This is a genomic window from Caballeronia sp. GAWG1-5s-s, from assembly GCF_023631445.1.
Classification (GTDB): Bacteria; Pseudomonadota; Gammaproteobacteria; order Burkholderiales; family Burkholderiaceae; genus Caballeronia.
The window spans coordinates 577,154-603,449 of the sequence record NZ_JALQDC010000003.1; the positions used below are offsets into that span (position 1 = coordinate 577,154).

Genomic DNA, 26,296 nt, shown 5'->3' on the forward strand with positions numbered 1-26,296 from the left:
TCCCGCAAACGGCGGGCGCGTCCGGCGTGGCGCGCGGCCCCGCTCGGCGATTCGCTGCGCGCGCCCGATTTCGAGAGCGGAGGGCGCCTTATCCGTTCGGCCAACGCGGCCCTCGCGGGCAATTTTGCGACAGCCCGCATGTACAATATCGGCATGTCAGATCCCCGCTTCGTTCATCTCCGCGTCCACTCCGAATTCTCGATTGCCGACGGCATCGTGCGGCTGGACGACGTCGTCAAATCGGCCGCCGAAGACGGTCAGGGCGCGCTCGCGCTGACCGATCTTGCCAATGCTTTCGGCCTCGTGCGCTTCTATAAGGAAGCACGCGGCAAGGGCGTGAAGCCCATTGCAGGCTGCGACGTCTGGATCACGAATCCCGCCGACCGCGACAAGCCTTCGCGCCTGTTGCTGCTCGTGCGCGACAAGACCGGCTATCTGAATCTGTGCGAACTTCTGAGCCGCGCGTGGCTCACGAATCAGTATCGCGGCCGCGCGGAGGTGATGGTCGAATGGCTCGAAGAAGGGCTCGCTGAGGGGCTGCTGGCGCTGTCGGGCGCGCAGACCGGCGACATCGGCATGGCATTCGCGGCGGGCAATACCGCGAGCGCGGAGCGTCACGCCGAGCGCTGGGCGAAGCTCTTTCCGAACGCGTTCTACATCGAACTCCAGCGCGCCGGCCAGCCCGGCGAGCAGGCGTACATTCTGGAGGCCGTCGCGCTCGCCGCGAAGCTGCGCCTGCCGGTGGTCGCCACGCATCCGCTGCAGTTCATGACGCCGGACGACTACACGGCGCACGAAGCGCGCGTGTGCATTTCGGAGGGCGACATTCTCGCCAATCCGCGCCGCCAGAAGCGTTTCACGACCGAGCAGTATTTCCGCACGCAGGACGAGATGTGCGCGCTTTTCGCGGACATTCCGTCGGCGCTCGCGAATACCGTCGAGATCGCCAAACGCTGCAATCTCACGCTCGAACTCGGCAAGCCGAAGCTGCCGCTTTTCCCGACGCCCGACGGCATGTCGCTCGACGACTACCTCGTGCAGTTGTCGAAGGAAGGCCTCGAAGTGCGGCTCGCGCAGCTTTACCCGGACGAGGCCGAGCGCGACGCGCAGCGCGACACGTATTACAAGCGGCTCGACTTCGAGTGCGGGACCATCATCAAGATGGGCTTTCCGGGCTACTTCCTGATCGTCGCCGACTTCATCATGTGGGCGAAGAACAATGGCGTGCCGGTCGGCCCGGGGCGCGGCTCGGGCGCGGGTTCGCTCGTGGCGTACGCGCTCGGCATTACGGATCTTGACCCGCTGCGCTACAACCTGCTCTTCGAACGCTTCCTGAACCCGGAACGCGTGTCGATGCCCGACTTCGACATCGACTTCTGTCAGGAAGGGCGCGACCGCGTCATCCAGTACGTGAAGGGCAAGTACGGCGCGGACGCCGTCTCGCAGATCGCCACCTTCGGCACGATGGCGGCAAAGGCGGCGGTGCGCGACATCGGCCGCGTGCTCGATCTCGGCTACATGTTCACGGACGGCATCGCGAAGCTCATTCCGTTCAAGCCGGGCAAGCACGTAACCATCGCGGACGCGATGAAGGAAGAGCCGGCGCTTCAGGAGCGTTTCGACACCGAAGACGAAGTGCATCAGTTGCTGGAGCTCGCGCAGCGCGTCGAGGGCTTGACGCGAAATGTGGGCATGCACGCGGGCGGCGTGCTGATCGCGCCCGGCAAGCTCACCGATTTCTGCCCGCTCTACACGCAGGCCGAGGACGGCGGGGTCGTCAGCCAGTACGACAAGGACGACGTGGAAGCCGTCGGGCTCGTCAAGTTCGACTTCCTGGGCCTGACCACGCTCACGATTCTCGACTGGGCGGAGCGCTATATCCGCCGGCTGGATCCGTCGAAGAAGGACTGGAGCCTCGGGCAGGTGCCGCTGGACGATCCGGCTTCGTTCACCATCCTCAAGAAAGCGAACACCGTCGCCGTGTTCCAGCTGGAAAGCCGCGGCATGCAGGGCATGCTGAAGGACGCGCAGCCGGACCGCTTCGAGGACATCATCGCGCTGGTGGCGCTGTATCGCCCGGGCCCGATGGACCTGATTCCGAGCTTCTGCGCACGCAAGCACGGGCGCGAGATCGTCGAGTATCCGGACCCGCGCGTCGAGCCTGTCCTGAAAGAGACCTACGGCATCATGGTCTATCAGGAGCAGGTGATGCAGATGGCGCAGATCATCGGCGGCTACTCGCTCGGCGGCGCGGACTTGCTGCGTCGCGCGATGGGCAAGAAAAAGCCCGAGGAAATGGCGAAGCACCGCGAGATTTTCGCGGAAGGCGCGGCCAAGAACGGCCTCACGCGCGAGAAGTCCGACGAGATCTTCGATTTGATGGAGAAGTTTGCGGGCTACGGCTTCAACAAGTCGCACGCGGCGGCGTATGCGCTGCTCGCGTACTACACGGCGTGGCTGAAGGCGCATCATCCGGCGGAATTCATGGCGGCCAACATGTCGCTCGCCATGGACGACACCGACAAGGTGAAGATCCTTTTCGAGGATTGCATCGCCAACGGCATGACCGTGCTGCCGCCGGACATCAATCAGTCGGCGTATCGCTTCGAACCGGTCGCGGAGGCGGACGGCAAGCGCTCGCGCACCATCCGTTATGGTCTGGGCGCGGTGAAGGGCAGCGGCCAGAACGCGATCGAAGAGATCCTGCGGGCGCGCGAAGACGGCCCATTCACCGACCTGTTCGACTTCTGCGAGCGCATCGACCGGCGCGTCGTTAACCGGCGCACGGTCGAGGCCCTGATTCGCGCGGGCGCGTTCGACGCGCTGCATGCCAATCGCGCGCAACTGCTGGCTTCAGTGCCGCTCGCGATGGAAGCCGCCGAACAGGCCGCCGCCAACGCCATGCAGGCGGGCCTCTTCGACATGGGCGACACGCCGCTGCAGAAGCACGAACTCGTCGACGAGCCTGCGTGGTCGGACAAGAAGCGTCTGCAGGAAGAAAAGACGGCGCTCGGCTTCTATCTGTCGGGGCATCTTTTCGACGCCTACAAGGGCGAAGTGCGCCGCTTCGTGCGCCAGAAGATCGGCGAACTGAAGGAAGGGCGCGACAAGCTCGTCGCGGGCGTGATTTCGTCGATGCGCACGCAGATGACCCAGCGCGGCAAGATGCTGATCGTCAATCTCGACGACGGCACCGGCCAGTGCGAAGTGACCGTGTTCAACGAGCAGTTCGAAGCGAACAAGGCGCTTTTCAAGGAAGACGAACTGCTGGTGGTGCAGGGGCAGGCGCGCAACGACGCGTTCACGGGCGGCATTCGCTTCACCGTCGATACGGCGATGGACCTTGAACGCGCGCGTAGCCGCTACGCGCAATCGGTGAAGGTGGAGATGAACGGCAATGCCGATGCGTTGCGGCTGCGTCGCGTGCTCGAAGCGCATGCGGCAGGCGAACAGGCCGCGCCGCCGCCGATACCCGTCAGGGACAACGGCCGTCAGCGTCAGAGCGCCGCGCCGATTCCCAATGGACTCAACGTGAGCATCGTCTATCGCAGCGAGCACGCCGAAGGCGAAGTGCGTTTAGGCGACGCGTGGCGCGTGAAGCCGACCGACGATCTCATCAGCGCGCTGCGCGGGGAGTTCGCGGGGAGTGAAATCGAGATTGTTTATTGATGCGCATCGGCATATCCGCCAATGCGCTGAAGCATTCGGGCGGCTTGGAACGTTACGCGATGGACCTGGTGCGCGGCTTCGCGCAAGCGGGTTTCGTCGCGCCGAATAAGCCCGTATTCTTCGCGCGCAAGATCGATTCTTCGCTGCCCGAATACGCGATGGTGGAGGCGCATCGCATCAACGTGTCCTTTCTGCCGGGTAAGTGGCGCGATGGTTTTTTCTCGAGGGCGTTGCAGCGCGAGCGCAGGCGCGCGAGCGTCGATGTCCTGATCGGCTGCAATCGCGTGAAAGGTTCGGAGATTGCGATTTGCGGGGGCACGCATATCGGCTTTCTGCGAGCGACAGGACGGCGCGCGAAGCGTTCGGACAGGCGGCAGGTCGCGCTGGAACGGAGCCAGTATGCGACGGCTTCCGTGATCGTCGCGCATTCGGACATGATGCGCGACGAGCTTCGCACGCTCTACGACATCGCCGACGACAAGATTCGCGTGGTGTATCCGCCCGTGGATAGCGCGCGCTTTTCGCCCGTTGATGGCACCGAACGCGAACGTCTGCGCGAGCAGTTCGGCTTTGCGCGCGACGAGACCGTGCTGCTGTTCCCGTCGAGCAGTCACGAGCGCAAGGGCCTGCCGCTCATCGAAAAGGCGCTCGCAGGCATGAAGGTAACGGTCGCGGTGGCGGGACGCGCGCCGCAAGCCGCGGCGTCGAACGTGCGCTATCTCGGTTACGTGAAGAATATCGAGGACGCGTATCGCGCGGCGGATTTCACCATTCTTGCGTCCAGCTACGAGCCGTTCGGGCTCGTCGGCATCGAGTCGGTGATGTGCGGCACGCCAGTGATCTTTCCCGCGAGCATCGGCTGCGTGGATGCCATCGATGAGAGCGCCAAACATGTATTCGTGCCGGGCGACGCGGACGATCTGCGTCGCGTGGCGAGCGCGGCCATCGCATCACGGCGCCAGCGGGTGTCCGGGCCGGCCGTGCAGTACGACGCGAGCGTTGCGGCGCATGTCGATGCGCTGCTCGCGCTGGCGCAGGGCATTCGCGCTACCTAGTCTTGTTCAAGTGTGCGAGCTTGAGAAAGCGGTAATAGACGGTCTGCGCGTTGAACAGCGCGATCATAAAGCCGGTCTTGCCATCGAGAAAGCCCCGCCTCAACACGTAAGTGCGAACGAACGCCCACGCGCCGCGCGACACCGCCACGCCGAAACCGCCGCGCTTGCCTGCCGCATGGCGCTGCTGCGCGCCGGCGGTCGAATAAGCGTCCAGCTTGCGCAAGACCGCCTCGAAGTCCTCGTACGAGTAATGCATGAGCTTGCCGCTCAGACGCGCGACGGGTTTGTCCGTCGACAGGATAAGGCGCTCGTGTACCAGATCCCCCGAGAACCGCGCCGTGCCGCGCCTGAACAAACGCGGAATCCAGTCCGGATACCAGCCGCTGTGATGCACCCACACGCCGCAGAAACTCGATAAGCGGTCGATTGCGTACACATCGGCGTGCGGAGCGCCAATCGCCGACTGGATCGACGCCGCGAGTTCCGGCGAAACGATTTCATCGGCGTCGATCGACATGATCCAGTCCGTGCTGAGGGCATCGACGGCGCGGTTCTTCTGCGGGCCAAAGCCGGGCCAGTCATGCGCTTCGATCACGCGCGCGCCGTTCGCCCGCGCGATGTCCACCGTGGCGTCCGTGCTGCCGCCATCCACGATAACGATCTGATCCGCGAAAGAGACGGATTGGAGGCACTGCGCGAGCCGCGCGGCGGCGTTGTGGGTGATGATGGCGATGCCGAGGGTGGGCACGTTCAACGTTTCCTTGGAAGCGACGAAAAGAGCCGGGCGGCCATGACGCGACCTGTCAACGGCGCAGATGCCATTTCACGAGGAAGAACGGCGCGAGCAACCACGGCCACGTCGCATACACGAACATGCGAATGCGAAAGCCGAGGCTCACGTCCTTCGATCTTGACATCAACGAGAGGCGGCGCATGGCCGATGGTTCGTCGAACAGGGCGCTGACGTACCGCTCGCGGGCAGATTTGCCGGCAAGAAGCGCGCGCATTCGTTCGCCAACGCCGACCTTGTCGGCATCACATTGGAGCTGGCGCGTTTCGCCGGAGCCGTTCAGATTGGCCAGCTTGATGCGCGCAACATAATCATAGGGCGTGCGCCATTTGCGCTTGCTCGATAGTCCTCCGCGCCGATAGAGCACCAGCGGCTCGTGCAGCGTATGCGCGCCACGGCTCATGATGGCGCGGAACGCCATGATCTGATCTTCGCCGTAAATGCCGGGCGCAATCGGCCCGAATGCTTCGAAAAGTCGCCGCGTCCATGCATGCGCCGCTCCCACCAGATGAGGGCGATTGGTCGACCACGTCTCGAAGCTTCGGTAAGCGTCCAGATCGGTCACGCGCAGCACGCCGTGCGCCTCGCCGTTCGCGTCGAGGTCCTGCAGATCGGTGGCGATCAGGTCCCAGCGCTTGCCGCTGTCGAGCCACACGCGCATCACGCGCTCGACGCGCTCGGGCTTCGATATGTCGTCGCCGGCGGCGATGAACAGCATCTCACCGGACGCGCGCGCCGCAAGCGCGCTCAGATGCGCGCTGATGCCGAGATTTACCTCATTCCGAAAGAGCCGTACAGTGTGCGGACCTCGATAAGCGTTCACGCAGCGCTGCGCGATTGCAAACGTGGCGTCCGGAGATGCATCGTCCGAGATCAGGATTTCGAGCGGCGACCATGTTTGTTCCAGGGCGCCTCGTATTGCATCGGCGATAGTGTCTTCTTGGCGAAATGTGATGAGCAGCAGGCTCGCGAGCGGCGCGGTCCGCGTAGATTGAGGTGTTGCAGACATATATCGATCAAGACACATCGGCCGTTCCAAAGAGCCTTGCTGATGCAGGTCTCTCTCGCCTTCGTTGACGAGTACGCCATGGGGCAGCCGTATAATACCGGAGTTCTGGGACACGCGGCCGGACCGGCCTGCCGCACCCCTTCAGGTTCGAAGATTGGAAAAGACAATTCGCTATCTTATTGCCAGCATGGTCCTGCTGGCGCCCGCAAGCACGTTGGTCGTGAGAGGCGGAACGGGGTACTGTTTCTTTGTCCTGGTCGCGATCGCAGTCTTCGCCGGTATGTCCAAGCCGTTCAGGCTCAGCCCCCGTTTGCTGATTTCAGCGTACCCGTTATATACCGCGGGCATGCTGTGCTTCATGGTCTATTTGCCCTTGCAGCAGGCACTCGAAGGCTACTATCTGCCGCGCGAGTTCGACGGACTATCGCGTTTTGCGCTGTCTTTGCCGATCTTTCTTTTGCTCGTCAACGTGCCGATCGGATATCTGAAGGCGCTTGGTTGGGGTTGCATGCTAGGCGCGTTCGGTGCGGGCGTCTGGGCAGCCGATAGCGCAATTCACATGACGGTGACTGAACTCAACCGTCTCGGCAATGATTTCACCAATCCTATCCCGTATGGCAACACCGCCTTGCTTCTCGGCTTCCTGTCAGTGATGACGATTCGCTGGGACGACTACCGCGATGCCTGGATGCGGCGCCTCGGCATCGGGCTCAAACTGTTAGGATTCGCCGCGGGACTGTATGCGTCGTATCTTTCGGGCACGCGCGGCGGGTGGCTCGCCATCCCGCTTTTTCTGGTTCTTTGTTCGTTCAATTTCGGGTGGGTGAAACGGTGGCAAGATGGGTTGACGGCGGCCGCTGCCGTCGTCCTGGCAATGGCGCTTCTTCTTGCATCGCCCATCGGACGCGAGCGCGTCATGGCGACGGAGTCGGATCTTGCGCTACTGACCCACGATGCCGCGCCGAGTACATCGCTCGGTGCTCGCTTGCAGCTGTGGCGGGCGTCAATACGAATGTTCGAAGAGCATCCGTTGCTCGGCGTGGGAAAGGGTCACCTGAAAAGCCATCTGCAGACCATGGCGGACGCCGGCGCGATATCGCCGCTCGTCGTCAACCAGCGTGCGCACAGTGAATTCTTTTCGACGATTGCCGAACTCGGCGCCGTCGGAGTCGTCTGTCTTGCTTTGCTGTATTTGGGGCCGCTCGTGTACTTCTTGCGATACCGTCGTTCGCCGCACCGCGATGTTTCGACTGCCGCGTATTGCGGAATCGCGGTGTCGGGGTCGGTTATCATCTTTGGCTTGAGCATCGACGTGCTCACGGTGGTGATGACTACCGCCCTTATCGCGCTCATATGGGCTGTGCTGCTTGCGGCCATTGCGCGTGACACTCGTCTGCCGCAAAGCTCGATCATCGAGTCGAGAGCCGATAGACGATAGCCGATAGCCGAAATTGCTGATTGCCCGCGTGGGACTCGAGCGATTCACACAGACGTACTATTAGAGATTGGGTCACGCGACAGCGGACCGGCGCGGGGCGAAGTGGAGAAACTTTCTTGAATAAACCGGCATCACTCCGCAAGCCCATCGGCGGCACGGAAGCTTCATCGCCGATGGCCGTCATGAAGCGGCTCTGGCCGTACATTCGCCCGCTGTTGGGCATGGTCATTCTCGGGATCGCGACGATGGGCATCGTCGCCGCGACCGAGGCCGGCATCCCAATGCTGCTCAAGCCGCTGCTCGACCACGGCTTCGGTACGAAGGGCAGCGATCACGCGAAATGGCTCGTGCCTGCAGCCGTCATCGGTCTCGCGCTCGTGCGCGGTGCGGCGCAGTACGCATCCGGCTATTTCCTGTCGTATGTGTCGAACAAAATCCTGCTGCAACTGCGGCTCGAAATGTTCCAGCGCATGATCCACACAAGCGCCGGTTTCTTCCAGCGCGAGACGGCGAGCACGGTCATCAACGCGATCGTCTTCGAGGTCAATCAGATTCTATCGGTGCTGTCGAGCGTGGTCGTCACCCTCGTGCGCGATTCGCTCACGGTCGTGTTCCTGCTCGGCTATCTGTTCATCCTCAACTGGCGCCTCACCTTGATCGTCGCGGTCATCCTTCCGCTGATCGGCTGGCTCGTGAGCAAGATCAATCGCCGGCTGCGGCGGCTGAACCGCGAGCATCAGGCGCTCACGAACGAACTGTCGTATGTCGTCGAGGAAACCGTGGGCGGCTACAAGGTCGTGAAGGTGCACAACGGCGAGCGTTACGAGATCGACCGCTTCACGGACATGAGTCACCGGCTGCGCGGCTATTCCATGCGCATGCAGGTGTCGGGCGGCCTCGCGCAGCCGCTCACGCAGTTTCTCGCGTCGATCGCGCTTGCAGTCGTGCTCACCATCGCGGTCGTGCAATCGGCAAACGATCAGACCACGGTCGGCGGTTTCGTGGCGTTCGTCACGTCGATGCTGCTGGTCATTTCGCCGCTCAAGCATCTGATCGACATCAATCAGCCGATGCAGCGCGGCATGACCGCGGCCGAACTGATCTTCGGCCTGATCGACGAACCTCCGGAGCCAAGCGGCGGCGGGCGTCGTCTGGAACGCGCGCGCGGCGAAGTGGAGTTCCGCGACGTTTCCTTCGCCTATTCCCCCGACCGGTCGACGCTCGATCATGTGTCGTTCAAGGTCGCGCCCGGCGAAATGCTTGCGCTGGCCGGTCCGTCCGGCAGTGGCAAGACCACGCTCGTGAATCTGCTGCCACGATTCTTCGATCCCGCGAGCGGCGACGTGCTAGTGGACGGCGTTCCGCTGCACGAATACGCGCTCTCAGACCTGCGCGCGCAAATGGCGATGGTGAGCCAGGATGTCGTGCTCTTCAACGACTCGATCGCCGCCAACGTCGCCTATGGCACGACGCCGGACCGGGAACGCGTGCTTCGCGCGCTCACCGCGGCGAACCTGGCGGACATGGTCGCGTCGATGCCCGATGGCATCGATACGCTGATCGGCGGTAACGGCATGCGTCTGTCAGGTGGCCAGCGGCAGCGGCTCGCGATCGCGCGGGCCATCTATAAGGACGCGCCTATTCTGATTCTCGACGAGGCGACATCTGCGCTCGATTCCGAATCGGAGCGGCATGTGCAGTCCGCGCTCGAGACGCTCATGAAGGGTCGAACGACCCTCGTGATCGCGCACCGGCTATCGACTATCGAACGCGCGGACCGCATCCTGGTCATGGAACGCGGCCGCATCGCCGAGCAGGGCAGTCACGCGGAACTGCTGCGCCAGAACGGGCTGTATGCCCACCTGCATCGCATGCAGTATCAACAAGAGGCGGCGTAGCTCCCATGTCGAATAGAAGTCTCCTCATGATCCCGACGATTGGCGTCGGAAAGATACCTGGACGATGAAGCGAATCCTGGTCGTGAAGGTCACGTCGTTAGGCGATGTGATTCAGGCGCAGGCGGTGGTCGGCGATCTGCATCGCGCGTTTCCCGGCGTGATTGTCGACTGGGCCGTCGACGAGGCCTTTGCCGACATTCCACGCTGGAATCCGGGTGTCGAGCGCGTGCTCTGCGCGCCGTTGCGACGCTTCAAGAAGATGCGCAATCTTCGAGATTTGTCGGCCATCTGGTCTTCCATATCCGATCTTCGACGCGAGAAGTACGATCTGGTGGTGGACCTGCACGGCGTCTACAAGAGCGCGATCATCTCTTTTCTAACGCGCTCGAAGCGCCGCTTCGGCTACTCGCGTGCGAATCTGGGCGAGGCTGGTGCGGCCTTCGCGTACACACACCGCTTCGCGCCGCGCAGAGACGACAACGCATGGGAAGGCATGCGCCGCACGCTGTCCGAAACCTTCGGATATTCGATCGAGCCGTTCCCGCCGACTGTCCTCGCCATTCCGAAGCCGAAGGTGGCGCCCCAGGCGGTATCGGACATGCCTTTTGCGTTGCTCTTTCACGCGACATCGAAAGCGGAAAAAAAGTGGCCCGCCGCCAACTGGGTCGCTGTGGCGAAAGCGCTTGTCGAGCGTGGGCTCACGCCGCTATTACCGTGGGGAACGGATGCAGAGCGGATCGACGCCGAAGCGATTGCCCGCGAGGTGCCGAATTCGCGCGTGCTGCCCAGGCTCACGATCGAGGAGATCGCGCAACACGTCGATCTTGCCGCATTGGTAGTCGGAACTGACACGGGTCTGGTCCATCTCGCGTCCGCACTGCGCAAGCCGACCGTGATGATCTTCAGCGCGACATCACGGCCGCATTTCGGGGTCAATATTCCAGGCGTTTGCTTGTCGGTCGGGGACGAAGGTAGGCCGCCTTCAGTGGAAGAGGTGTTAGCGGCCATTCGCGCAGTCGAGCAGGGGAAACAGGAAGAGGCGGGGCAGGCGCCTACATCAACACAATGTCATACTGCTCCTGACTCAAATTCGACTCCACCTGCAACGAAACCGGCTTCCCGATGAAATCCATCAGCATGGCGAGATGCTGTGACTCTTCTTCGAGAAACAGGTCGATGACCTGCTGCGACGCTACCACGCGAAACTCGCGCGGATTGAACTGCCGCGATTCGCGCATGATTTCGCGCAGCACGTCGTAGCAGACGGTACGCGGCGTCTTGACCTGTCCCTTGCCCTGACACGTCGGGCAAGGCTCGCACAACACATGCGCGAGCGATTCACGCGTGCGCTTGCGCGTCATCTCGACGAGCCCCAGTTGCGAGAAGCCATTCACCGTCACGCGCGTGCGATCCCGCGACAGCGCTTTCTTCAACTCGCCCAGTACCTGATCGCGATGCTCGACATTCTCCATGTCGATGAAATCGATGATGATGATCCCGCCGAGATTCCTCAAGCGCAGTTGCCGCGCGATGGTATGCGCCGCTTCGAGGTTCGTCTTGAAGATAGTGTCGTCGAAATTGCGCGCGCCCACATAACCGCCCGTGTTCACGTCGATGGTGGTCATCGCCTCGGTCTGGTCGATCATCAAATAGCCGCCCGACTTCAGATCGACGCGCCGCGACAGCGCCCGCTGAATCTCCGCCTCGATGTTGTACAGGTCGAAGAGCGGCCGCTCGCCGGTGTAGTGATGCACGCGCGACGCCACGGCGGGCGTGAACTCGGCCGCGAAGTCCGCGAGCATCTGATACGTCTCGCGCGAATCGACCTGAATGCGCGTGGTCTCGTCGTTCACGAAATCGCGTAACACGCGCTGCGCGAGGTTCAGATCCTGATAGAGCAGCGTGGTCGGCGGCACGCGCTGCGCCTGCGTCACGATGGTCGCCCACGTCTTGCGCAGATAGGCGACATCGGCGGCCAACTCTTCACTGGATGAATCTTCCGCGATCGTCCTCACGATATAGCCGCCTTTCTCGTCGGCGGGCAACACGGCGGTAAGGCGAGCGCGAACCGCCTCGCGTTCCGCCTCGCTCTCGATCTTCTGCGAGATGCCGATATGCGGCTCCTGCGGCAGATACACGAGAGTGCGTCCCGCGATGCTCACCTGCGTCGACAGCCGCGCGCCCTTCGTGCCGATGGGGTCCTTCACGACTTGCACCATCAGCGCCTGGCCTTCAAACACAATCTTCTCGATCGGCACATGCGCCGCGGACCCATGCGCCTCGCCCGCGATGCGCGGATGCCAGATATCGGCCACATGAAGGAACGCGGCGCGCTCCAGACCGATGTCGATGAACGCGGACTGCATGCCCGGCAATACGCGCACGACCTTGCCGAGATACACATTGCCGACGCGCCCGCGCGAAAGCGTGCGCTCGACGTGAAGCTCCTGAACGGCGCCTTGCTGAACCAGTGCGACGCGGGTTTCCTGCGGTGTGACGTTGATCAGGATTTCTTCGTTCATGGCCTGTTTAGAATTCGACGCGCGCCACGCGCAAGAGTGCTGCGGTTTCGAAAAGGGGCAGACCCATGATACCCGAATAGGACCCCTCGATTCGCTCGATGAACGCCGCCGCGCGGCCCTGAATGCCATACGCGCCCGCCTTGCCGAGCGGCTCGCCGGTCGCGGCATAGCGTTGCAGCGCAGCACGGTCTACAGCCGCGAAGCGCACCGTCGAACGCGACAGCGCCACTTCGAGCATTGTCCCTTCGGCATCCACCACGGCGAGCGCGGTGAGCACTTCGTGCTCGCGACCGGCGAGGCGTTCGAGCATCGCGACGGCATCGGCTTCATGCAAAGGCTTGCCGAGAATCAGGCCGTCGATGGTGACGGTTGTATCGGCGACAAGAATCGGCGCGGGCGCATGTCCGCCGGCAAGCAAACGCGCGCGGGCCGCCTTCGCCTTCAACGCGCAGACGCGCACGACATACGCATCCGCGGCCTCGCCCGCAAGCTCGGCTTCGAGTGCTTCGGCGTCTTCATCGGGGCGCGGCAGCAGCAGTTCGTATTGAACGCCCAGTTGCCGAAGCAACTCCTGACGGCGCGGGCTTTGCGAGGCGAGATAAACGAAGGGATAAGCGGAGGAGTGAGCGGACATCGGCGAAAAGGTCTCGAAGAAATGCGCGCGCGGTCGGACCGCACAGCAAGCCTGAACGAAGACCTGAGCGGAAAGCCTATCGGTCCGGACTCACGCGCGATGGTAGGGATGATTCTGCGTGATGCTCCACGCGCGGTAAAGCTGTTCGGCCAGCAGCACGCGAACCATGCCGTGAGGCAGCGTGAGGCTGGAGACGCGCAACATCAGTTCGGCGCGGGCCTTCACTTCGGGCGCGAGGCCGTCCGCGCCGCCGATCACGAACGCGACATCGCGCCCGTCCTGCTGCCAGCCGGGCAGGGCGTTCGCGAGTTGCATCGTGGTCCAGTCGCGGCCGCGTTCATCGAGTGCGACGACGCGCGCGTTCTTCGGCAAGGCGGCTTCGATTCGCTGCCGCTCGGCAGTCATCACGCTCTCGGCATTGCGTCCGGACGAGCGTTGCTCGGGCTTGATTTCCTTGAGTTCGATGCGCAGCTCGGGCGGCATGCGCTTCGCGTACTCGTCGAACCCGCTTTCGATCCAGTCGGGCATCTTGTGTCCGACGGCCAGGATATAGAGCTTCATGAAGGCGCGAGCCTTCAGGCCTGCTTGCGCGCGGTCTTGCGCGCCGGGCGTTTCACCGCGGGCTTATCGGTTGCCTCGTCTTCTTCGTCCTCGTCGTCATCGGCGACGCTCGCGCCGCCGAACATGTTCGGCTTTTGCAGCTTCACGCGCACGGGCTTGTCGCCCCAGACTTCCTCGAGGTTGTAGTACTGGCGCAGCGCCGGTTGCAGGATATGAACGACCGCGTCGCCGCAATCGACCAGCACCCATTCGCCGATCTCCTCGCCTTCCGTGCTGATGATGTCGCCACCCGCTTCCTTGACCTTTTCGCGCACGCTGTTGGCAAGCGCCTTGGTCTGCCGGTTCGACGTCCCGCTCGCCACGACCACGCGGTCGAACAGCGACGTCAGGTGGCTCGTGTTGAACACCTTGATGTCTTGCGCCTTGACGTCTTCGAGACCGTCGATGATCGCGCGTTGCAGCTTTTGAAGTTCCATGGTTGCTGTGTCTTTACCGTGTCCGGTACAGGTGATGTTGAACAATATAGTCCCATACGGCGGATGGGACCTGAGCGCGCAGTTCGCGCGTGCCGTCTTGCGCGCGAGCGTGCTCGCGGATCGCCGTGGCGGAGACGTCGATGGAGAGCGATTCGTCGATCAGCACATGGCCGCACGGACTCGCGGTTAGCACGTCCGCCGACGCCCGGCGCGCGGCCATTTCCCGCGCCACTTTATCGGGCAGCACGCGCAGATCGAAGCCCGGCCGCGCCTCGACGCAAATGTGCGCATAGTCGAAAAGCCGCTTCCAGTCGTGCCATGAGTCGAGCTTCACGAGCTGATCGGCGCCGATCAGAAGCGAAAGCGACGCCTCCGAGCCTTCGCGCTCGCGCCACTGAGCGAGCGTGTCGACGGTGTAAGTGGGGCCGTCGCGCTCGATTTCATCGGTCGCGACGGTAATTTTCGCGCCGCCGAGATCGAGCGATTGCGCCGCCGCGCGCGTCATCGCCAGCCGATGATGCGGCGCCGATACGCCCACCTTCTGCCACGGCTGGCCGGCCGGCAGCAGCACGAGTTCGGTCAGCTGCAACAGCGCGGCGAAGCGCCGGGCGAGCGCGAGATGTCCGTTGTGGATTGGATCGAACGTGCCGCCGAGCAGGCCGACGCGCTTCTCGCACGGCGCGCCCGGAGTGGCGGCGGAGATCACAGCCATTCGCGGCGCACCAGAAAGTCCCGGTACAGCCGCGCTTCCGGCGTGCCGGGTTCCGGTTGCCAGTCGTAGCGCCAGTTCGCGACCGGCGGCATCGACATGAGAATCGACTCGGTGCGGCCGCCGCTTTGCAGACCGAAATGCGTGCCGCGATCGAAGACGAGGTTGAATTCGACGTAGCGCCCGCGCCGGTACGCCTGAAACTCGCGCTCGCGCTCGCTGTACGGCGTGTCGCGCCGCCGCTCGATGATCGGCAGATACGCGTTCAGAAATGCATCGCCGACGCTTTGCATCATCGCGAAGGAACGCTCGAAGCCGGGCTCGGAGAAATCATCGAAAAAAATCCCGCCGATGCCCCGCTGTTCGTTCCGATGCTTGAGGTAGAAATACTCGTCGCACCACGTCTTGAAACGCGGGTACAAGTCCGCGCCGAACGGTTGCAATGCTTCGCGGCATACGCGATGAAAATGCACCGCGTCTTCGTCGTAGCCGTAGATCGGCGTGAGGTCCATGCCGCCGCCGAACCAGAAGATCGGCGCTTCGCCGGGTTTCACGGCTGTGAGCATGCGCACGTTCATGTGCACGGTCGGGCAGTGCGGGTTGCGTGGATGCATGACGAGCGAGACGCCGAGCGCCTCGAAGCCGCGCCCCGCGAGCTGCGGACGCGCCGCGCTGGCCGATGGCGGCAGGGCGTCGCCCGCGACGTCCGAGAAACCGATGCCGGCGCGCTCGAAAAACCCGCCGCCTTCGAGAATGCGCGTCACGCCGCCGCCGCGCAGATGCACGCCCGGCTCGCGGGTCCAGGCGTCGGTGGCGAAGGGCGTGCCGTCGAACGCGCCGAGCGTGTCGGCGATGCGCGTTTGCAGGCCGGTCAGATAGTCGCGCACCGCCGCGATATCGTGCGATGCGTCTCGTTGTGCCTCGCGGTCCGCGCTGCGTTTCGGTTCACTCATCGATGGATGCACTGCGCCAGCCGGCTGGCGCGTAAGTCGTGGTTCTCTTCAAAACGCGCTGCCGGACACGAGGTCCGGCAGCGCGGGTTCGGCGAAGCGGAAATTCCGCGTCAGCCGTGGCGGTCAGCCTGTTTGCGGCTCACCGCGCGGTAACCGATGTCCCGGCGATACTGCATGCCGTCGAACGAGATCTGATTCACTGTATCGTAGACCACGGATTGCGCGCCGCGCACCGAATCCGCCAGCCCGACGACGCACAGCACGCGTCCGCCCGAGGTCGTCAGCTTGCCGTCAGCCAGCGTCGTGCCCGCGTGGAACGTCACGGCGTTGTCCGTTTCGGCCGGAATGCCGTTGATGCGGTCGCCCTTGCGCGGCGCGTCCGGGTAGTTGTGCGCGGCCAGCACGACGCCGAGCGCGGTGCGCCGATCCCACTCCAGTTCCGCGCCGTCGAGCTTGCCGTCGATGGCCATCTCCACGACTTTCGAGAAATCGCCCTTCAGGCGCGCCATGATCGGCTGCGTTTCCGGGTCGCCCATTCGGCAGTTGAATTCGAGCGTCTTCGGATTGCCGTTCGCGTCGATCATCAGGCCCGCGTACAGAAAGCCGGTATAGCGGATGCCTTCGTTTTCCATGCCGCGCACCGTCGGCAGGATGATTTCGCGCATCACGCGGGCGTGCAGTTGCGGCGTGACGATAGGCGCGGGCGAGTACGCGCCCATGCCGCCGGTGTTCGGACCCTTGTCGCCGTCGAGCAGGCGCTTGTGGTCCTGGCTGGAGGCGAGCGGCAGCACGTGCTTGCCGTCCACCATCACGATGAAGCTCGCTTCCTCGCCGGTCAGGAATTCTTCGATGACCACGCGCGCGCCCGCATCGCCGAACTGGTTGTCGGCAAGCATCGAATCGACGGCGGCGTGCGCTTCTTCGGCGCTCATCGCGACGACCACGCCCTTGCCGGCGGCGAGTCCGTCCGCTTTCACGACGATCGGCGCGCCTTTCGCGTCGATGTAGGCGTGCGCGGCGGCGGCGTCCGTGAAGGTTTCGTATTCGGCCGTCGGAATGTTGTGGCGTTTCATGAACGCCTTGGCGAAGTCCTTCGAGCTTTCGAGCTGCGCGGCTTCCTTGGTCGGCCCGAAGATTTTCAGCCCGCGCGAGCGGAACAGATTCACGATGCCCGCGGCGAGCGGCGTTTCCGGACCGACGACGGTCAGCGAAACGTGCTCCTTCTCGACGAAATCGGCGAGCGCGGCCGGGTCCGTGATATCGACGTTGCGCAGGCGCTCGTCCTGCGCGGTGCCGCCGTTGCCGGGCGCCACATAGACGATCTGCACGCGCGGCGACTGCGCGAGCTTCCATGCCAGTGCATGTTCCCGACCGCCCGAACCGACGACGAGTAACTTCATTTGAATCCCCGAAAAGCTTGAATGAAAACTGTGGCCGCGCACGCGTACGCGCCTGGTTGCGGCGCAGTCAGAGCGGTCGAAAGGCGGCTCGCGCGGACATCGGCTGCGTCACGCGCCTTCCAATCGTCGAAGCAAAGCGAAAGCCGTTCCAGTCGCGGCGCGGCGAAACCACCCAGCGCGGCGGCTGCTGCTCCTCGTTACTCGTCGTTGATTGCGGCGTTCGTATAGACTTCCTGCACGTCGTCGAGATTCTCGAGCGCGTCGAGCAGCTTTTGCATCTTCACTGCGTCATCGCCGCTGAATTCGACTTCCGTCTGCGGCTTCATCGTCACTTCGGCGAGTTCGGCCTTGAAGCCCGCGGCTTCGAGCGCGTCCTTCACCTTCTGGAAATCGTTCGGCGGGCAGAGCACTTCGATACTGCCGTCTTCGTTCGTCACGACGTCGTCGGCGCCGGCTTCGAGGGCCGCGTCCATCAGCTTGTCTTCGGGCGTGCCCGGCGCGAACAGGAACTGGCCGACGTGGTCGAACATGAACGACACCGAGCCGTCCGTGCCCATGTTGCCGCCGAACTTCGAGAATGCGTGGCGCACTTCCGCGACCGTGCGCGTGCGGTTGTCCGTCATGGTGTCGACGATGATCGCCGCGCCGCCGATGCCGTAGCCTTCGTAGCGGATTTCTTCGTAGTTCGCGCCATCGACGCCGCCGACGCCGCGCTGGATCGCGCGATTGACGTTGTCCTTCGGCATGTTCGCGTCGTAGGCCTTGTCGACGGCGAGCCGCAAGCGCGGATTCGAGTCGATGTCGCCGCCGCCCATGCGGGCCGCGACCTGGATTTCCTTGATGAGGCGCGTCCAGATCTTGCCTTTCTTCGCGTCGGCCGCTGCTTTCTTATGCTTGATGTTGGCCCATTTCGAATGACCCGCCATTACCTTTCTCCGTCGCGCGCCGCGTGAATTCGTGCGCCTAGTGTGCTGTGTTGCGTGATTATCGACCGGCCCGCGCGCTGCCTCGCTGAGTGCTTCAAAGCGGCTGCCGGGTCCGCCCGGCGACGCGGCGCGATGCTCGGACGCGCGTCGATTTCGGATCGGAAACAGACCAAAATTTTAGCATGGCGCAACGCCCGGACAGCGGGCGTGCGAGCCGGCCCGCCGTGAAAACGAAACCGCCGCGCGAAGGCGCGGCGGTCGGGCGGCGGTCGGGCGGCAAAAGCGGACGGGCGGTCAGTTCCTGGTGCCGAAGAGGCGATCGCCGGCATCGCCGAGACCGGGGACGATATACGCATGCTCGTTCAGATGCGAATCCAGCGACGCCACGTAGAGCTTCACGTTCGGATGCGCGTCCTGAAACACCTTCACCCCCTCGGGCGCGGCGACCAGCGCGACGAAGATGATGTTCTCGTCCTGCACATTGCGCCGCTTCATCACGTCGACGGCGTGCACGGCGGAGTAGCCGGTCGCGACCATCGGATCGCAGAGAATGAACACGCGCTCCTCCAGATCGGGCGGCAGGCGCACGAGATACTCCACCGGCCGATGATCGTCCGCGCGATACACGCCGATATGCCCGACGCGCGCCGACGGCACGAGGTCGAGCAGACCGTCCGACATGCCGATGCCCGCGCGCAGCACCGGCACGATCGCGAGCTTCTTGCCGGCGATCACCGGCGCGTCGATTTCCACGAGCGGCGTTTCCACGCGCTTGGTCGTCAACGGCAGGTTGCGCGTGATTTCATAGCCCATCAGCAGCGTGATTTCCCGAAGCAACTCGCGGAACGTGCGCGTCGACGTGTCCTTGTCCCGCATGTGCGTGAGCTTGTGCTGGATCAGCGGGTGATTGAGGATGAAGAGATTGGGAAAGCGGCTGTCTTGTTTCATGGGTCTCGCGCAGTGCGCGTCCTGCTCGGGTGATGGTCCTGCCGTGGGCGGTCGCGCGCGGCGCAATTCACAGCGCGCCGGGCCGACAGTGGCGACAGTTTACCGAAAAGGCCGCCATGACCTAAGAATAATCGCCGGCGATGCGGCCATGCATGCGCCCACGTTGCCTCCCCGATTCTTCTAGAATGCGCGAGAGGGTTTCGACGCGTGCAACGATGCCACGTTGCCACGCTACGGACCGATTCGAACACTAAGCGACGATCATGGAGGACGGACGATGGATATGGGAATCGCAGGGCGCACCGCGCTCGTGTGCGCGGCGAGCAAGGGACTCGGGCGCGGCTGCGCGGAGGCGCTGGCCGCGGAGGGCGTGAATCTCGTTATCACGGCGCGCACGGCCGAGACGCTCGAAGCGACGGCGGCGAGCATCCGCGCGCAGTATGGCGTCAACGTGCAGGCCGTCGCGTGCGACATCACGACGCCCGAAGGCCACAACGCCGCGCTCGCGGCCTGTCCGCAGCCGGACATTCTGGTGAACAACGCGGGCGGCCCGCCGCCGGGCGACTTCCGCAACTTCACGCATGAGATGTGGATCAAGGCGCTCGAAGCGAACATGCTGACCCCGATCGAGCTCATCAAGCGCACCATCGACGGCATGATCGATCGCGGGTTCGGGCGCATCGTCAATATCACGAGTTCGTCTGTGAAAGCGCCTATCGACGTGCTCGGTCTGTCGAACGGCGCGCGCTCGGGACTCACGGGCTTCGTCGCGGGCGTGGCGCGCAAGGTGGCGGCTACCGGCGTCACCATCAACAACTTGCTGCCGGGCACGTTCGACACCGACCGCGTCGCCGTCACCTTCGAGGCGCAGGCCAAGGCGCAGAACATTTCCATCGAAGAGGCGCGCGCGCGTCGCGCGCAGAGTCTTCCGGCCGGGCGCTTCGGTAATCCGGACGAGTTCGGGCGGACCTGCGCGTTCCTGTGCAGCGTGCATGCCGGCTATATCATCGGCCAGAACATATTGATCGACGGCGGCGCTTATCCTGGCACCTACTGACCGGCGACACGACAAGAGGGGAGAAGGCAGCACATGAGCACACGCGTCGCGCTGATTGCGCACGACATGAAAAAGGACGACATCGTCGCGCTCGCGGGCGAGTATGTCGACACATTGGCGCAATGCCAGCTGGTCGCGACCGGCACCACGGGCGCGCGCATCGCGGCGGCGCACGGGCTCGATGTCGAGCGCAAGCTGTCCGGCCCGCATGGCGGCGACTTGCAGATCGGCGGCGAACTGGCGGAAGGGCGCGTCGACGTCGTGATCTTTCTGCGCGACCCGATGACGCCGCAGCCGCACGAGCCCGACATCAACGCGCTGGTGCGCGCCTGCGACGTGCATAACGTGCCGTGCGCGACCAACGTGTCGACCGCGCGCATGATTCTCGACGAGTTGCGCGCCCGGCTGGTGAAGGCGCGCTGAAGCATCCACGAAACGAAGGAGACGTTCGAGCGATGACCAAGGCAATCCGATTCGACAAAACCGGCGGCCCCGAAGTCATGAAATGGGTCGATGTGAACGTGGGCGAGCCGGGCAAGGGCGAAATCCGCGTGAAGCATCATGCGGTGGGGCTCAACTTCATCGACGTGTATTTCCGCACCGGCCTCTATCCGATGCCGCTGCCCGGCGGCCTCGGCATGGAAGGCGCGGGCGAGGTGACGGCGGTAGGCGAGGGCGTCACGCAGTTCAAGCCGGGCGATCGCGTGGCGTATGCGTCGCGTCCGCCGGGCGCCTACGCGGAAGAACGCGTGATGGCGGCGGATTACGTCGTCAAGCTGCCGGATGCGATCGGCTATGAGGATGCCGCGTCGATCATGCTGCAAGGGCTGACGGCGCAATATCTGCTGCGCCGCACGTACCGCGTGAAGGCGGGCGACACCGTGCTCATTCACGCGGCGGCGGGCGGCGTCGGCATGCTCGCGTGCCAGTGGGCGAAGGCGCTCGGCGCGACGGTCATCGGCACGGTCGGATCGGACGAAAAAGCGGCGCTGGCGAAAGAGCACGGCTGCGATCACGCGATCGTGTATACGCGCGAGAACTTCACGCAACGCGTGCGCGAGATCACGAACGGCGCGGGCGTGCCCGTGGTCTACGATTCGATCGGCAAGGACACCTATGTGGGCTCGCTCGATTGCCTTGCGCCGCTCGGTCTTTTCGTGAGCTTCGGCAATTCGTCGGGGCCGCTGCCGCCGATCGATTCGTCGGAGCTCGCCGGGCGCGGCTCGCTCTTCTTCACGCGTCCGACGCTCTTCAGCTATATCGCAAAGCGCAGTGATCTCGACACGATGGCCGCCGAATTGTTCGACGTGGTGTCGTCGGGCAAGGTGAAGACGAACGTGCGGCAGCGCTATCCGCTCGCGGACGCGGCGCGCGCCCACGAAGAACTCGAAGCGCGCAAGACGACCGGCTCGACGATACTTTTGCCTTGAACGCGCGGATGTGCGCGGCCGGCTCGCCACCACAACCAAATAAAAAACGATGAGCGAGCCGTCCTTCACCGTCGTCCTGATCGAAGACGAAAAGCAGATCCGGCGCTTCGTGCGCGTGTCGCTCGAAGCGCAGCAGATGACCGTGTTCGAAGCCGAAACCGGCCAGCAAGGGCTGATCGCGGCGGCCACGCGCAAGCCGGATCTCGTGATCGTGGATCTCGGCCTGCCGGACACGGACGGCATCGACGTGATCCGCGAATTGCGAAGCTGGACCGAAGTGCCGGTGATCGTGCTCTCGGCGCGCACGCAGGAAGAGGAAAAAGTCGCCGCGCTCGATGCCGGCGCGGACGATTATCTGACCAAGCCCTTCGGCGTCTCCGAACTGATGGCGCGTATCCGCGCGCACTTGCGGCGGCGCAATCAGACGGCGGCGAGCGAAACGCCCGTGGTCAGCTTCGGCGATGTCACGGTCGATCTCGCGCTACGCCGCGTCACGCGAAACGGCGAAAGCGTGCATTTGACGCCGATCGAATACCGTCTGCTCGCGACGCTCGTGCGCGACGCGGGGCGCGTGCTGACGCACAGGCATTTGCTGCGCGAAGTGTGGGGGCCGTCGCATGTCGAGAGTCCGCATTACCTGCGCATCTACATGGCGCATCTGCGGCAGAAGCTCGAACGCGACGCCGCGCAGCCGGAGCATATCGTCACGGAAACGGGCGTCGGCTACCGGCTCGTCGGCGCGAACTGAGGGCGCTTACGCCGTAGCGGCAGCGGGCGCATCGAGCGCATCGTCGATAGGCACGTCGCCGCCGACGAAGCCGATCGTGCGATTCGTCACGCCGAGCAGCAGGCAGCGCATCACCACTTCCGCGACGTCTTCGCGCGAGACCGCCGGCATCTGTTCGACGCGTTCGTCGGCGAGCGCGATCGTCCCGCGCCCCGGCGCATCCGAAAGCGGACCCGGCCGCAGAATTGCGTACGGCACGCCGCGGCGGGCGACGTAATCGTCGGCTTCGCGCTTCATGCGTGAATAGTGGCGCAGCGCGAGCGGACTGCGCTGCGGCTGATACGCCGACAACGCGCTCACCACAACCAGTTGCCGCACGCGCCGGCGCTTCGCGTAATCGGCGGTGCGCATGACGGCGTCGCGGTCGATGTCGCGTTCCTCGCTCACCCCTTCCGATTCCGCCGAGCCCGCCGCGTAGACGACGTGCGTGATGTCGTCCAGCGCATGCGAGAAGTCGTGCGTCAGATCGCCGAGCACGATCTCCGCGCCGAGCGCAGCGAACTCGCTCTTGTGCGCGGACTTGCGCAACAGCGCGCGAAAGGGAATGCCTTCTTCATGCAAACGCCGCGCGACATGGCGGCCCGTGCGGCCGTGCGCGCCGATCAGCAGGACTTTCATCGCCTTCATTCGAGACGCTCCTTGCGTGGACGGTCAGAACACCGTAGGCCATTCTCGCGGTCCATGCCAGCGTAACGTCATTCGACCGCGCTTGCAGGAGTCGCGCCGTCCTTGCGACGCGCCCGCCGCGCTTCCCCGCGCACGCGGACGCGGTCCATGTACAGATAGACGACGGGCGTGGTGTAGAGCGTCAGCATCTGACTCACGATCAGGCCGCCGACGATCGCGATGCCGAGCGGCGCGCGCATCTCCGAGCCTTCGCCCGTGCCGAACGCGAGCGGCAGCGCGCCGAGCAGCGCGGCGGCGGTCGTCATCATGATCGGGCGAAAGCGCAGCAGGCAGGCTTCCTCGATCGCATCGCGCGAGGTCTTCGCGCCGTGGCGCGTCGCCTCGATCGCGAAGTCCACCATCATGATCGCGTTCTTCTTCACGATGCCGATCAGCAGAATCACGGCGATCAGAGCGATGATGCTGAACTCCGTGTGAAAGAGCAGCAGCGCCAGCAGCGCGCCGATGCCCGCCGACGGCAGCGTGGAAAGAATCGTGATCGGGTGGATGTAGCTCTCGTACAGAATGCCGAGCACGATGTACACCGCCGCGAGCGCCGCGAGAATGAGAAGCGGCTGATCGTTGAGCGATTGCTGGAAGGCCTGCGCCGTGCCCTGAAAGCTGCCGTGAACGGTCGGCGGAACGCCGAGTTCGGCCATCGTTTCGTAGATGGCGGCGGTCGCGGCCGAGAGCGACTTGCCCGGCGGCAAGTTGAACGAAATGGTCGAGGCGACGAACTGGCTCTGGTGATTCACCGAAAGCGGCGTGTTGCCCGGCCCGAACTTCGCGATGGACGAGAGCGGGACCATCGTTTCCTTCGACGTGGACACCGCCGCGCCCGACGACGATCCCGACTTACCGCTCGCCGCAATGGCGTTGGTCGCGGAATTGCGCACGGATTCGAGCGCGAGCGCGGCGGTGGTGTCGGCCGTGCTGGTCGACGATCCGCCCGCGCCGGTCGAACCCGTCGCGGATGTGGATGCCGTGCTCGTCGCGCTGGATGTCGTCGTGGAATTGGTCGATGCGGCGCCGCTCGCCGTGCCGCCCGACGTGCTGATGTAGATCTGCTTCAGCATTTCCGGGTCTTGCCAGTACTTCGGCGCGACTTCCATGACGACGTGATACTGCGACAACGGGTTGTAGATGGTCGAGACCTGCCGCTGGCCGAACGCGTCGTAGAGCGTGTTGTCGATCTGCGCGGGCTTGATGTTCAGGCGCGCGGCGGTCGCGCGGTCGAACGTCACCATCGCTTCGAGGCCGCCTTGTTGCTGATCCGAATTCACGTCGGTCAGCTCGGGGCGGTGTTGCAGCGCCTCGGTGATCTTCGGCGCCCATGTGTACAGGTCGGAGGTCGTGTCCGAGAGCAGCGTGAACTGATACTGCGCGTTCGACTGCCGGCCGCCCACGCGAATGTCCTGCACCGCCTGAAGGAACGTGCGCGCGCCCGCGACATTGGCGAGCGGTCGGCGCAGGCGGTTGATGACCTGATCCGCCGAAATCTTGCGCTCGCTTTTCGGCTTGAGCGAGATGAACATGAAGCCAGAATTCGTCGAACGTCCGCCCGTGAAACCCGCGACGCTATCGACGGCGGGATCGGCCTCGACAATGCGCATCATCTCGGAGAACTTGACCTTCATCGCCTGAAACGACGTGCTCTGGTCCGCCTGAATGCCGCCGATGATGCGCCCCGTGTCCTGCTGCGGGAAAAAGCCCTTCGGCACGATCACGTACAGATAGAAGTTGAGTCCGATGGTCGCGAGCAGAATCAGCAGGATGGTGCGCGGATGCCCGAGCGCCCAGCCGAGCGTGCGCGCATAACCGCGCTGCATGCGCTCGAATTGCCGTTCGAGCCAGCGCGCGACGCGTCCTTCCTCGCGCTTCTCGCGCGGTTCTTCGAGCAGGCGCGAGCACATCATCGGCGTGACGGTCAGCGACACGACGAGCGACACCGCAATGGCGAGCGAGAGCGTCAGCGCGAATTCGCGGAACAGCCGCCCGACGATGCCGCCCATCAGCAAGATGGGCAGGAACACGGCGACGAGCGACACGCTGATGGACAGCACCGTGAAGCCGACCTCCCGCGCGCCGATGATCGCGGCCTGCATGCGCGGCACGCCTTTTTCGACGTGCCGCGCGATGTTTTCGAGCACGACGATGGCGTCGTCGACCACGAAGCCCGTCGCGATGGTGAGCGCCATCAGCGAGAGATTGTCGAGCGAGAAACCGAGCAGGTACATCGCCGCGAACGTGCCGATGATCGAGATCGGCACGGCGACGCTCGGTATCAGCGTCGCGCGCCAGTTGCGCAGGAACAGGAACACGACCATCACGACGAGCGCGACTGCGATTACGAGCGTGAGTTCGGTGTCGTGCAGCGACGAGCGAATGGTGGTCGAGCGGTCCGCCGTCGGCGTGATCTCCACGTCGGCGGGCAGGGCAGCCTGCAATTGCGGCACCATCGCCTTCACGCGATCGATCGTCTCGATGATGTTCGCGCCCGGCTGCCGGTACAGAATGACGAGTACCGCGTGCTTGTTGTTGATGAGGCCGAGATTGCGCAAGTCCTCGACCGAATCGACCACTTCGCCGACGTCCGAGAGCTTCACCGCCGAGCCGTTGCGATACGCGATCACGAGGTCCTTGTACTGCGCGGCCTTGCTCGCCTGATCGTTGGTGTAGAGCTGGACGTGCGTGCCCTGGAACTCGATCGCGCCTTTCGGGCTGTTCGCGTTCGCCGACGCGAGCGCCGCCCGCACGTCCTCCAGCCCGATGCCATAGTGGAACAGCGCGCCCGGCTCCAGTTCCACGCGCACCGCCGGGTTCGCCGACCCGCTCACGTCGACTTCGCCGACGCCCGGCACCGTCGAAAGCGTCTGTTGGAGCACGGTCGCGGCGGAATCGTAGAGCGAGCCCGCCGTGCGCGTGGGCGACGACAGCGCGAGCACGAGAATCGGCGCGTCGGCGGGATTGACCTTGTGATAGGTCGGATTGCTGCGCAGCGAAGTCGGCAGGTCGGCGCGCGCGGCGTTGATCGCGGCCTGCACGTCGCGCGCGGCGCCGTCGATGTCGCGATTCAGGCCGAATTGCAGCGTGATGCGCGTGCTGCCGACGGAACTCATCGACGTCATTTCGCTCACGTCCGCGATGCTGCCCAGGTGCCGCTCCAGCGGACTCGCCACGCTCGTCGCCACGGTCTCCGGACTCGCGCCCGGCAACGACGCCTGCACGGAGATGGTCGGGAAATCGACCTGCGGCAGCGGCGCGACCGGCAGCTTCACGAACGCGAACATGCCGGCAAGCGCGATGCCGACGGCGAGCAGCGTCGTCGCCACCGGCCGGTCGATGAAAAGGCGCGACAGGTTCATGCC

At 64.2% G+C, this 26,296-nt stretch carries 22 protein-coding genes; 9 read left to right on the forward strand and 13 right to left on the reverse strand.

The window, feature by feature from the left end:
* The first annotated feature begins 153 nt into the window (after window positions 1–153).
* Both dnaE and NCR34_RS05165 read left to right on the forward strand, forming a co-directional pair.
* The gene (gene dnaE, locus NCR34_RS05160) at window positions 154–3,669 is read left to right on the forward strand and encodes a DNA polymerase III subunit alpha (protein ID WP_250499203.1); all 3,516 of its coding nucleotides are present in this window, start codon (window positions 154–156) and stop codon (window positions 3,667–3,669) included.
* A complete protein-coding gene (locus tag NCR34_RS05165) occupies window positions 3,669–4,724 on the forward strand; it encodes a glycosyltransferase family 4 protein (RefSeq protein ID WP_248321756.1) in 1,056 nt (351 codons plus the stop codon). Before dnaE ends, NCR34_RS05165 begins: the two co-directional genes overlap by 1 nt.
* Here the strand turns inward: NCR34_RS05165 and NCR34_RS05170 are convergent.
* Both NCR34_RS05170 and NCR34_RS05175 read right to left on the reverse strand, forming a co-directional pair.
* The gene (locus NCR34_RS05170; RefSeq protein WP_248321757.1) at window positions 4,717–5,478 is read right to left on the reverse strand and encodes a glycosyltransferase family 2 protein; all 762 of its coding nucleotides are present in this window, start codon (window positions 5,476–5,478) and stop codon (window positions 4,717–4,719) included. The two genes, NCR34_RS05165 and NCR34_RS05170, sit on opposite strands and share 8 nt — an antisense overlap.
* A gap of 49 nt (window positions 5,479–5,527) precedes the next feature.
* The gene (locus NCR34_RS05175) at window positions 5,528–6,541 is read right to left on the reverse strand and encodes a glycosyltransferase family 2 protein (protein WP_502800042.1); all 1,014 of its coding nucleotides are present in this window, start codon (window positions 6,539–6,541) and stop codon (window positions 5,528–5,530) included.
* Window positions 6,542–6,677: 136 nt separating this feature from the next.
* On the opposite strand from NCR34_RS05175, the gene NCR34_RS05180 reads away from it, so the two are divergent.
* From NCR34_RS05180 to waaC, 3 genes are all read left to right on the forward strand, one after another.
* Window positions 6,678–7,961: an O-antigen ligase family protein gene (locus tag NCR34_RS05180; protein ID WP_248321760.1), complete on the forward strand. Its 1,284-nt coding sequence runs from the start codon at window positions 6,678–6,680 to the stop codon at window positions 7,959–7,961.
* Window positions 7,962–8,134: 173 nt separating this feature from the next.
* Window positions 8,135–9,859, forward strand: coding sequence for a lipid A export permease/ATP-binding protein MsbA (gene msbA / locus NCR34_RS05185; RefSeq protein WP_248322271.1), 1,725 nt, complete (start codon window positions 8,135–8,137; stop codon window positions 9,857–9,859).
* A gap of 64 nt (window positions 9,860–9,923) precedes the next feature.
* Complete coding sequence (waaC, locus tag NCR34_RS05190) at window positions 9,924–10,985, forward strand: lipopolysaccharide heptosyltransferase I (RefSeq protein ID WP_248321762.1); 1,062 nt, start codon at window positions 9,924–9,926, stop codon at window positions 10,983–10,985.
* Here the strand turns inward: waaC and rng are convergent.
* The 9 genes from rng to upp form a co-directional block, all read right to left on the reverse strand.
* The gene (gene rng, locus NCR34_RS05195; protein WP_206467875.1) at window positions 10,912–12,381 is read right to left on the reverse strand and encodes a ribonuclease G; all 1,470 of its coding nucleotides are present in this window, start codon (window positions 12,379–12,381) and stop codon (window positions 10,912–10,914) included. The genes waaC and rng overlap by 74 nt on opposite strands.
* Window positions 12,382–12,388: 7 nt before the next feature.
* The gene (locus NCR34_RS05200; protein ID WP_248321764.1) at window positions 12,389–13,015 is read right to left on the reverse strand and encodes a Maf family protein; all 627 of its coding nucleotides are present in this window, start codon (window positions 13,013–13,015) and stop codon (window positions 12,389–12,391) included.
* A gap of 90 nt (window positions 13,016–13,105) precedes the next feature.
* Complete coding sequence (gene rlmH / locus NCR34_RS05205; protein WP_248321766.1) at window positions 13,106–13,576, reverse strand: 23S rRNA (pseudouridine(1915)-N(3))-methyltransferase RlmH; 471 nt, start codon at window positions 13,574–13,576, stop codon at window positions 13,106–13,108.
* 14 nt (window positions 13,577–13,590) lie between these two features.
* Complete coding sequence (rsfS, locus tag NCR34_RS05210; RefSeq protein WP_248321768.1) at window positions 13,591–14,052, reverse strand: ribosome silencing factor; 462 nt, start codon at window positions 14,050–14,052, stop codon at window positions 13,591–13,593.
* 13 nt (window positions 14,053–14,065) lie between these two features.
* Window positions 14,066–14,764, reverse strand: a complete 699-nt coding sequence (locus NCR34_RS05215; RefSeq protein WP_248321769.1) for a nicotinate-nucleotide adenylyltransferase — start codon at window positions 14,762–14,764, stop codon at window positions 14,066–14,068.
* Window positions 14,755–15,714, reverse strand: a complete 960-nt coding sequence (gene hemF, locus NCR34_RS05220; protein ID WP_248321771.1) for an oxygen-dependent coproporphyrinogen oxidase — start codon at window positions 15,712–15,714, stop codon at window positions 14,755–14,757. Before hemF ends, NCR34_RS05215 begins: the two co-directional genes overlap by 10 nt.
* Window positions 15,715–15,824: 110 nt before the next feature.
* Window positions 15,825–17,114, reverse strand: a complete 1,290-nt coding sequence (gene purD / locus NCR34_RS05225; protein WP_206467881.1) for a phosphoribosylamine--glycine ligase — start codon at window positions 17,112–17,114, stop codon at window positions 15,825–15,827.
* A 197-nt stretch (window positions 17,115–17,311) separates the two neighbouring features.
* Window positions 17,312–18,040 (reverse strand): YebC/PmpR family DNA-binding transcriptional regulator, encoded by a 729-nt coding sequence (locus NCR34_RS05230; protein WP_206467882.1) that lies wholly within the window; start codon window positions 18,038–18,040, stop codon window positions 17,312–17,314.
* Window positions 18,041–18,334: 294 nt separating this feature from the next.
* Window positions 18,335–18,988, reverse strand: coding sequence for a uracil phosphoribosyltransferase (gene upp, locus NCR34_RS05235; RefSeq protein WP_206467883.1), 654 nt, complete (start codon window positions 18,986–18,988; stop codon window positions 18,335–18,337).
* Between the two features lie 277 nt (window positions 18,989–19,265).
* On the opposite strand from upp, the gene NCR34_RS05240 reads away from it, so the two are divergent.
* From NCR34_RS05240 to kdpE, 4 genes are read left to right on the forward strand one after another with little or no spacing between them, the layout of a single operon-like run.
* Window positions 19,266–20,045 (forward strand): SDR family oxidoreductase, encoded by a 780-nt coding sequence (locus NCR34_RS05240; RefSeq protein WP_175939929.1) that lies wholly within the window; start codon window positions 19,266–19,268, stop codon window positions 20,043–20,045.
* A gap of 33 nt (window positions 20,046–20,078) precedes the next feature.
* On the forward strand, window positions 20,079–20,468 hold the full coding sequence (locus NCR34_RS05245) for a methylglyoxal synthase (protein WP_248321773.1): 390 nt from the start codon (window positions 20,079–20,081) through the stop codon (window positions 20,466–20,468).
* A 32-nt stretch (window positions 20,469–20,500) separates the two neighbouring features.
* The gene (locus tag NCR34_RS05250) at window positions 20,501–21,475 is read left to right on the forward strand and encodes a quinone oxidoreductase family protein (protein WP_248321774.1); all 975 of its coding nucleotides are present in this window, start codon (window positions 20,501–20,503) and stop codon (window positions 21,473–21,475) included.
* A 49-nt stretch (window positions 21,476–21,524) separates the two neighbouring features.
* The gene (gene kdpE / locus NCR34_RS05255) at window positions 21,525–22,223 is read left to right on the forward strand and encodes a two-component system response regulator KdpE (RefSeq protein WP_248321775.1); all 699 of its coding nucleotides are present in this window, start codon (window positions 21,525–21,527) and stop codon (window positions 22,221–22,223) included.
* A gap of 6 nt (window positions 22,224–22,229) precedes the next feature.
* Here kdpE and NCR34_RS05260 read toward each other — a convergent pair whose 3' ends face one another.
* Complete coding sequence (locus NCR34_RS05260; RefSeq protein ID WP_248321777.1) at window positions 22,230–22,889, reverse strand: SDR family oxidoreductase; 660 nt, start codon at window positions 22,887–22,889, stop codon at window positions 22,230–22,232.
* A 68-nt stretch (window positions 22,890–22,957) separates the two neighbouring features.
* Entirely contained in the window at window positions 22,958–26,293 is a 3,336-nt protein-coding gene (locus tag NCR34_RS05265; RefSeq protein WP_248321779.1) for an efflux RND transporter permease subunit, read from the reverse strand.
* Window positions 26,294–26,296 lie beyond the last annotated feature (3 nt).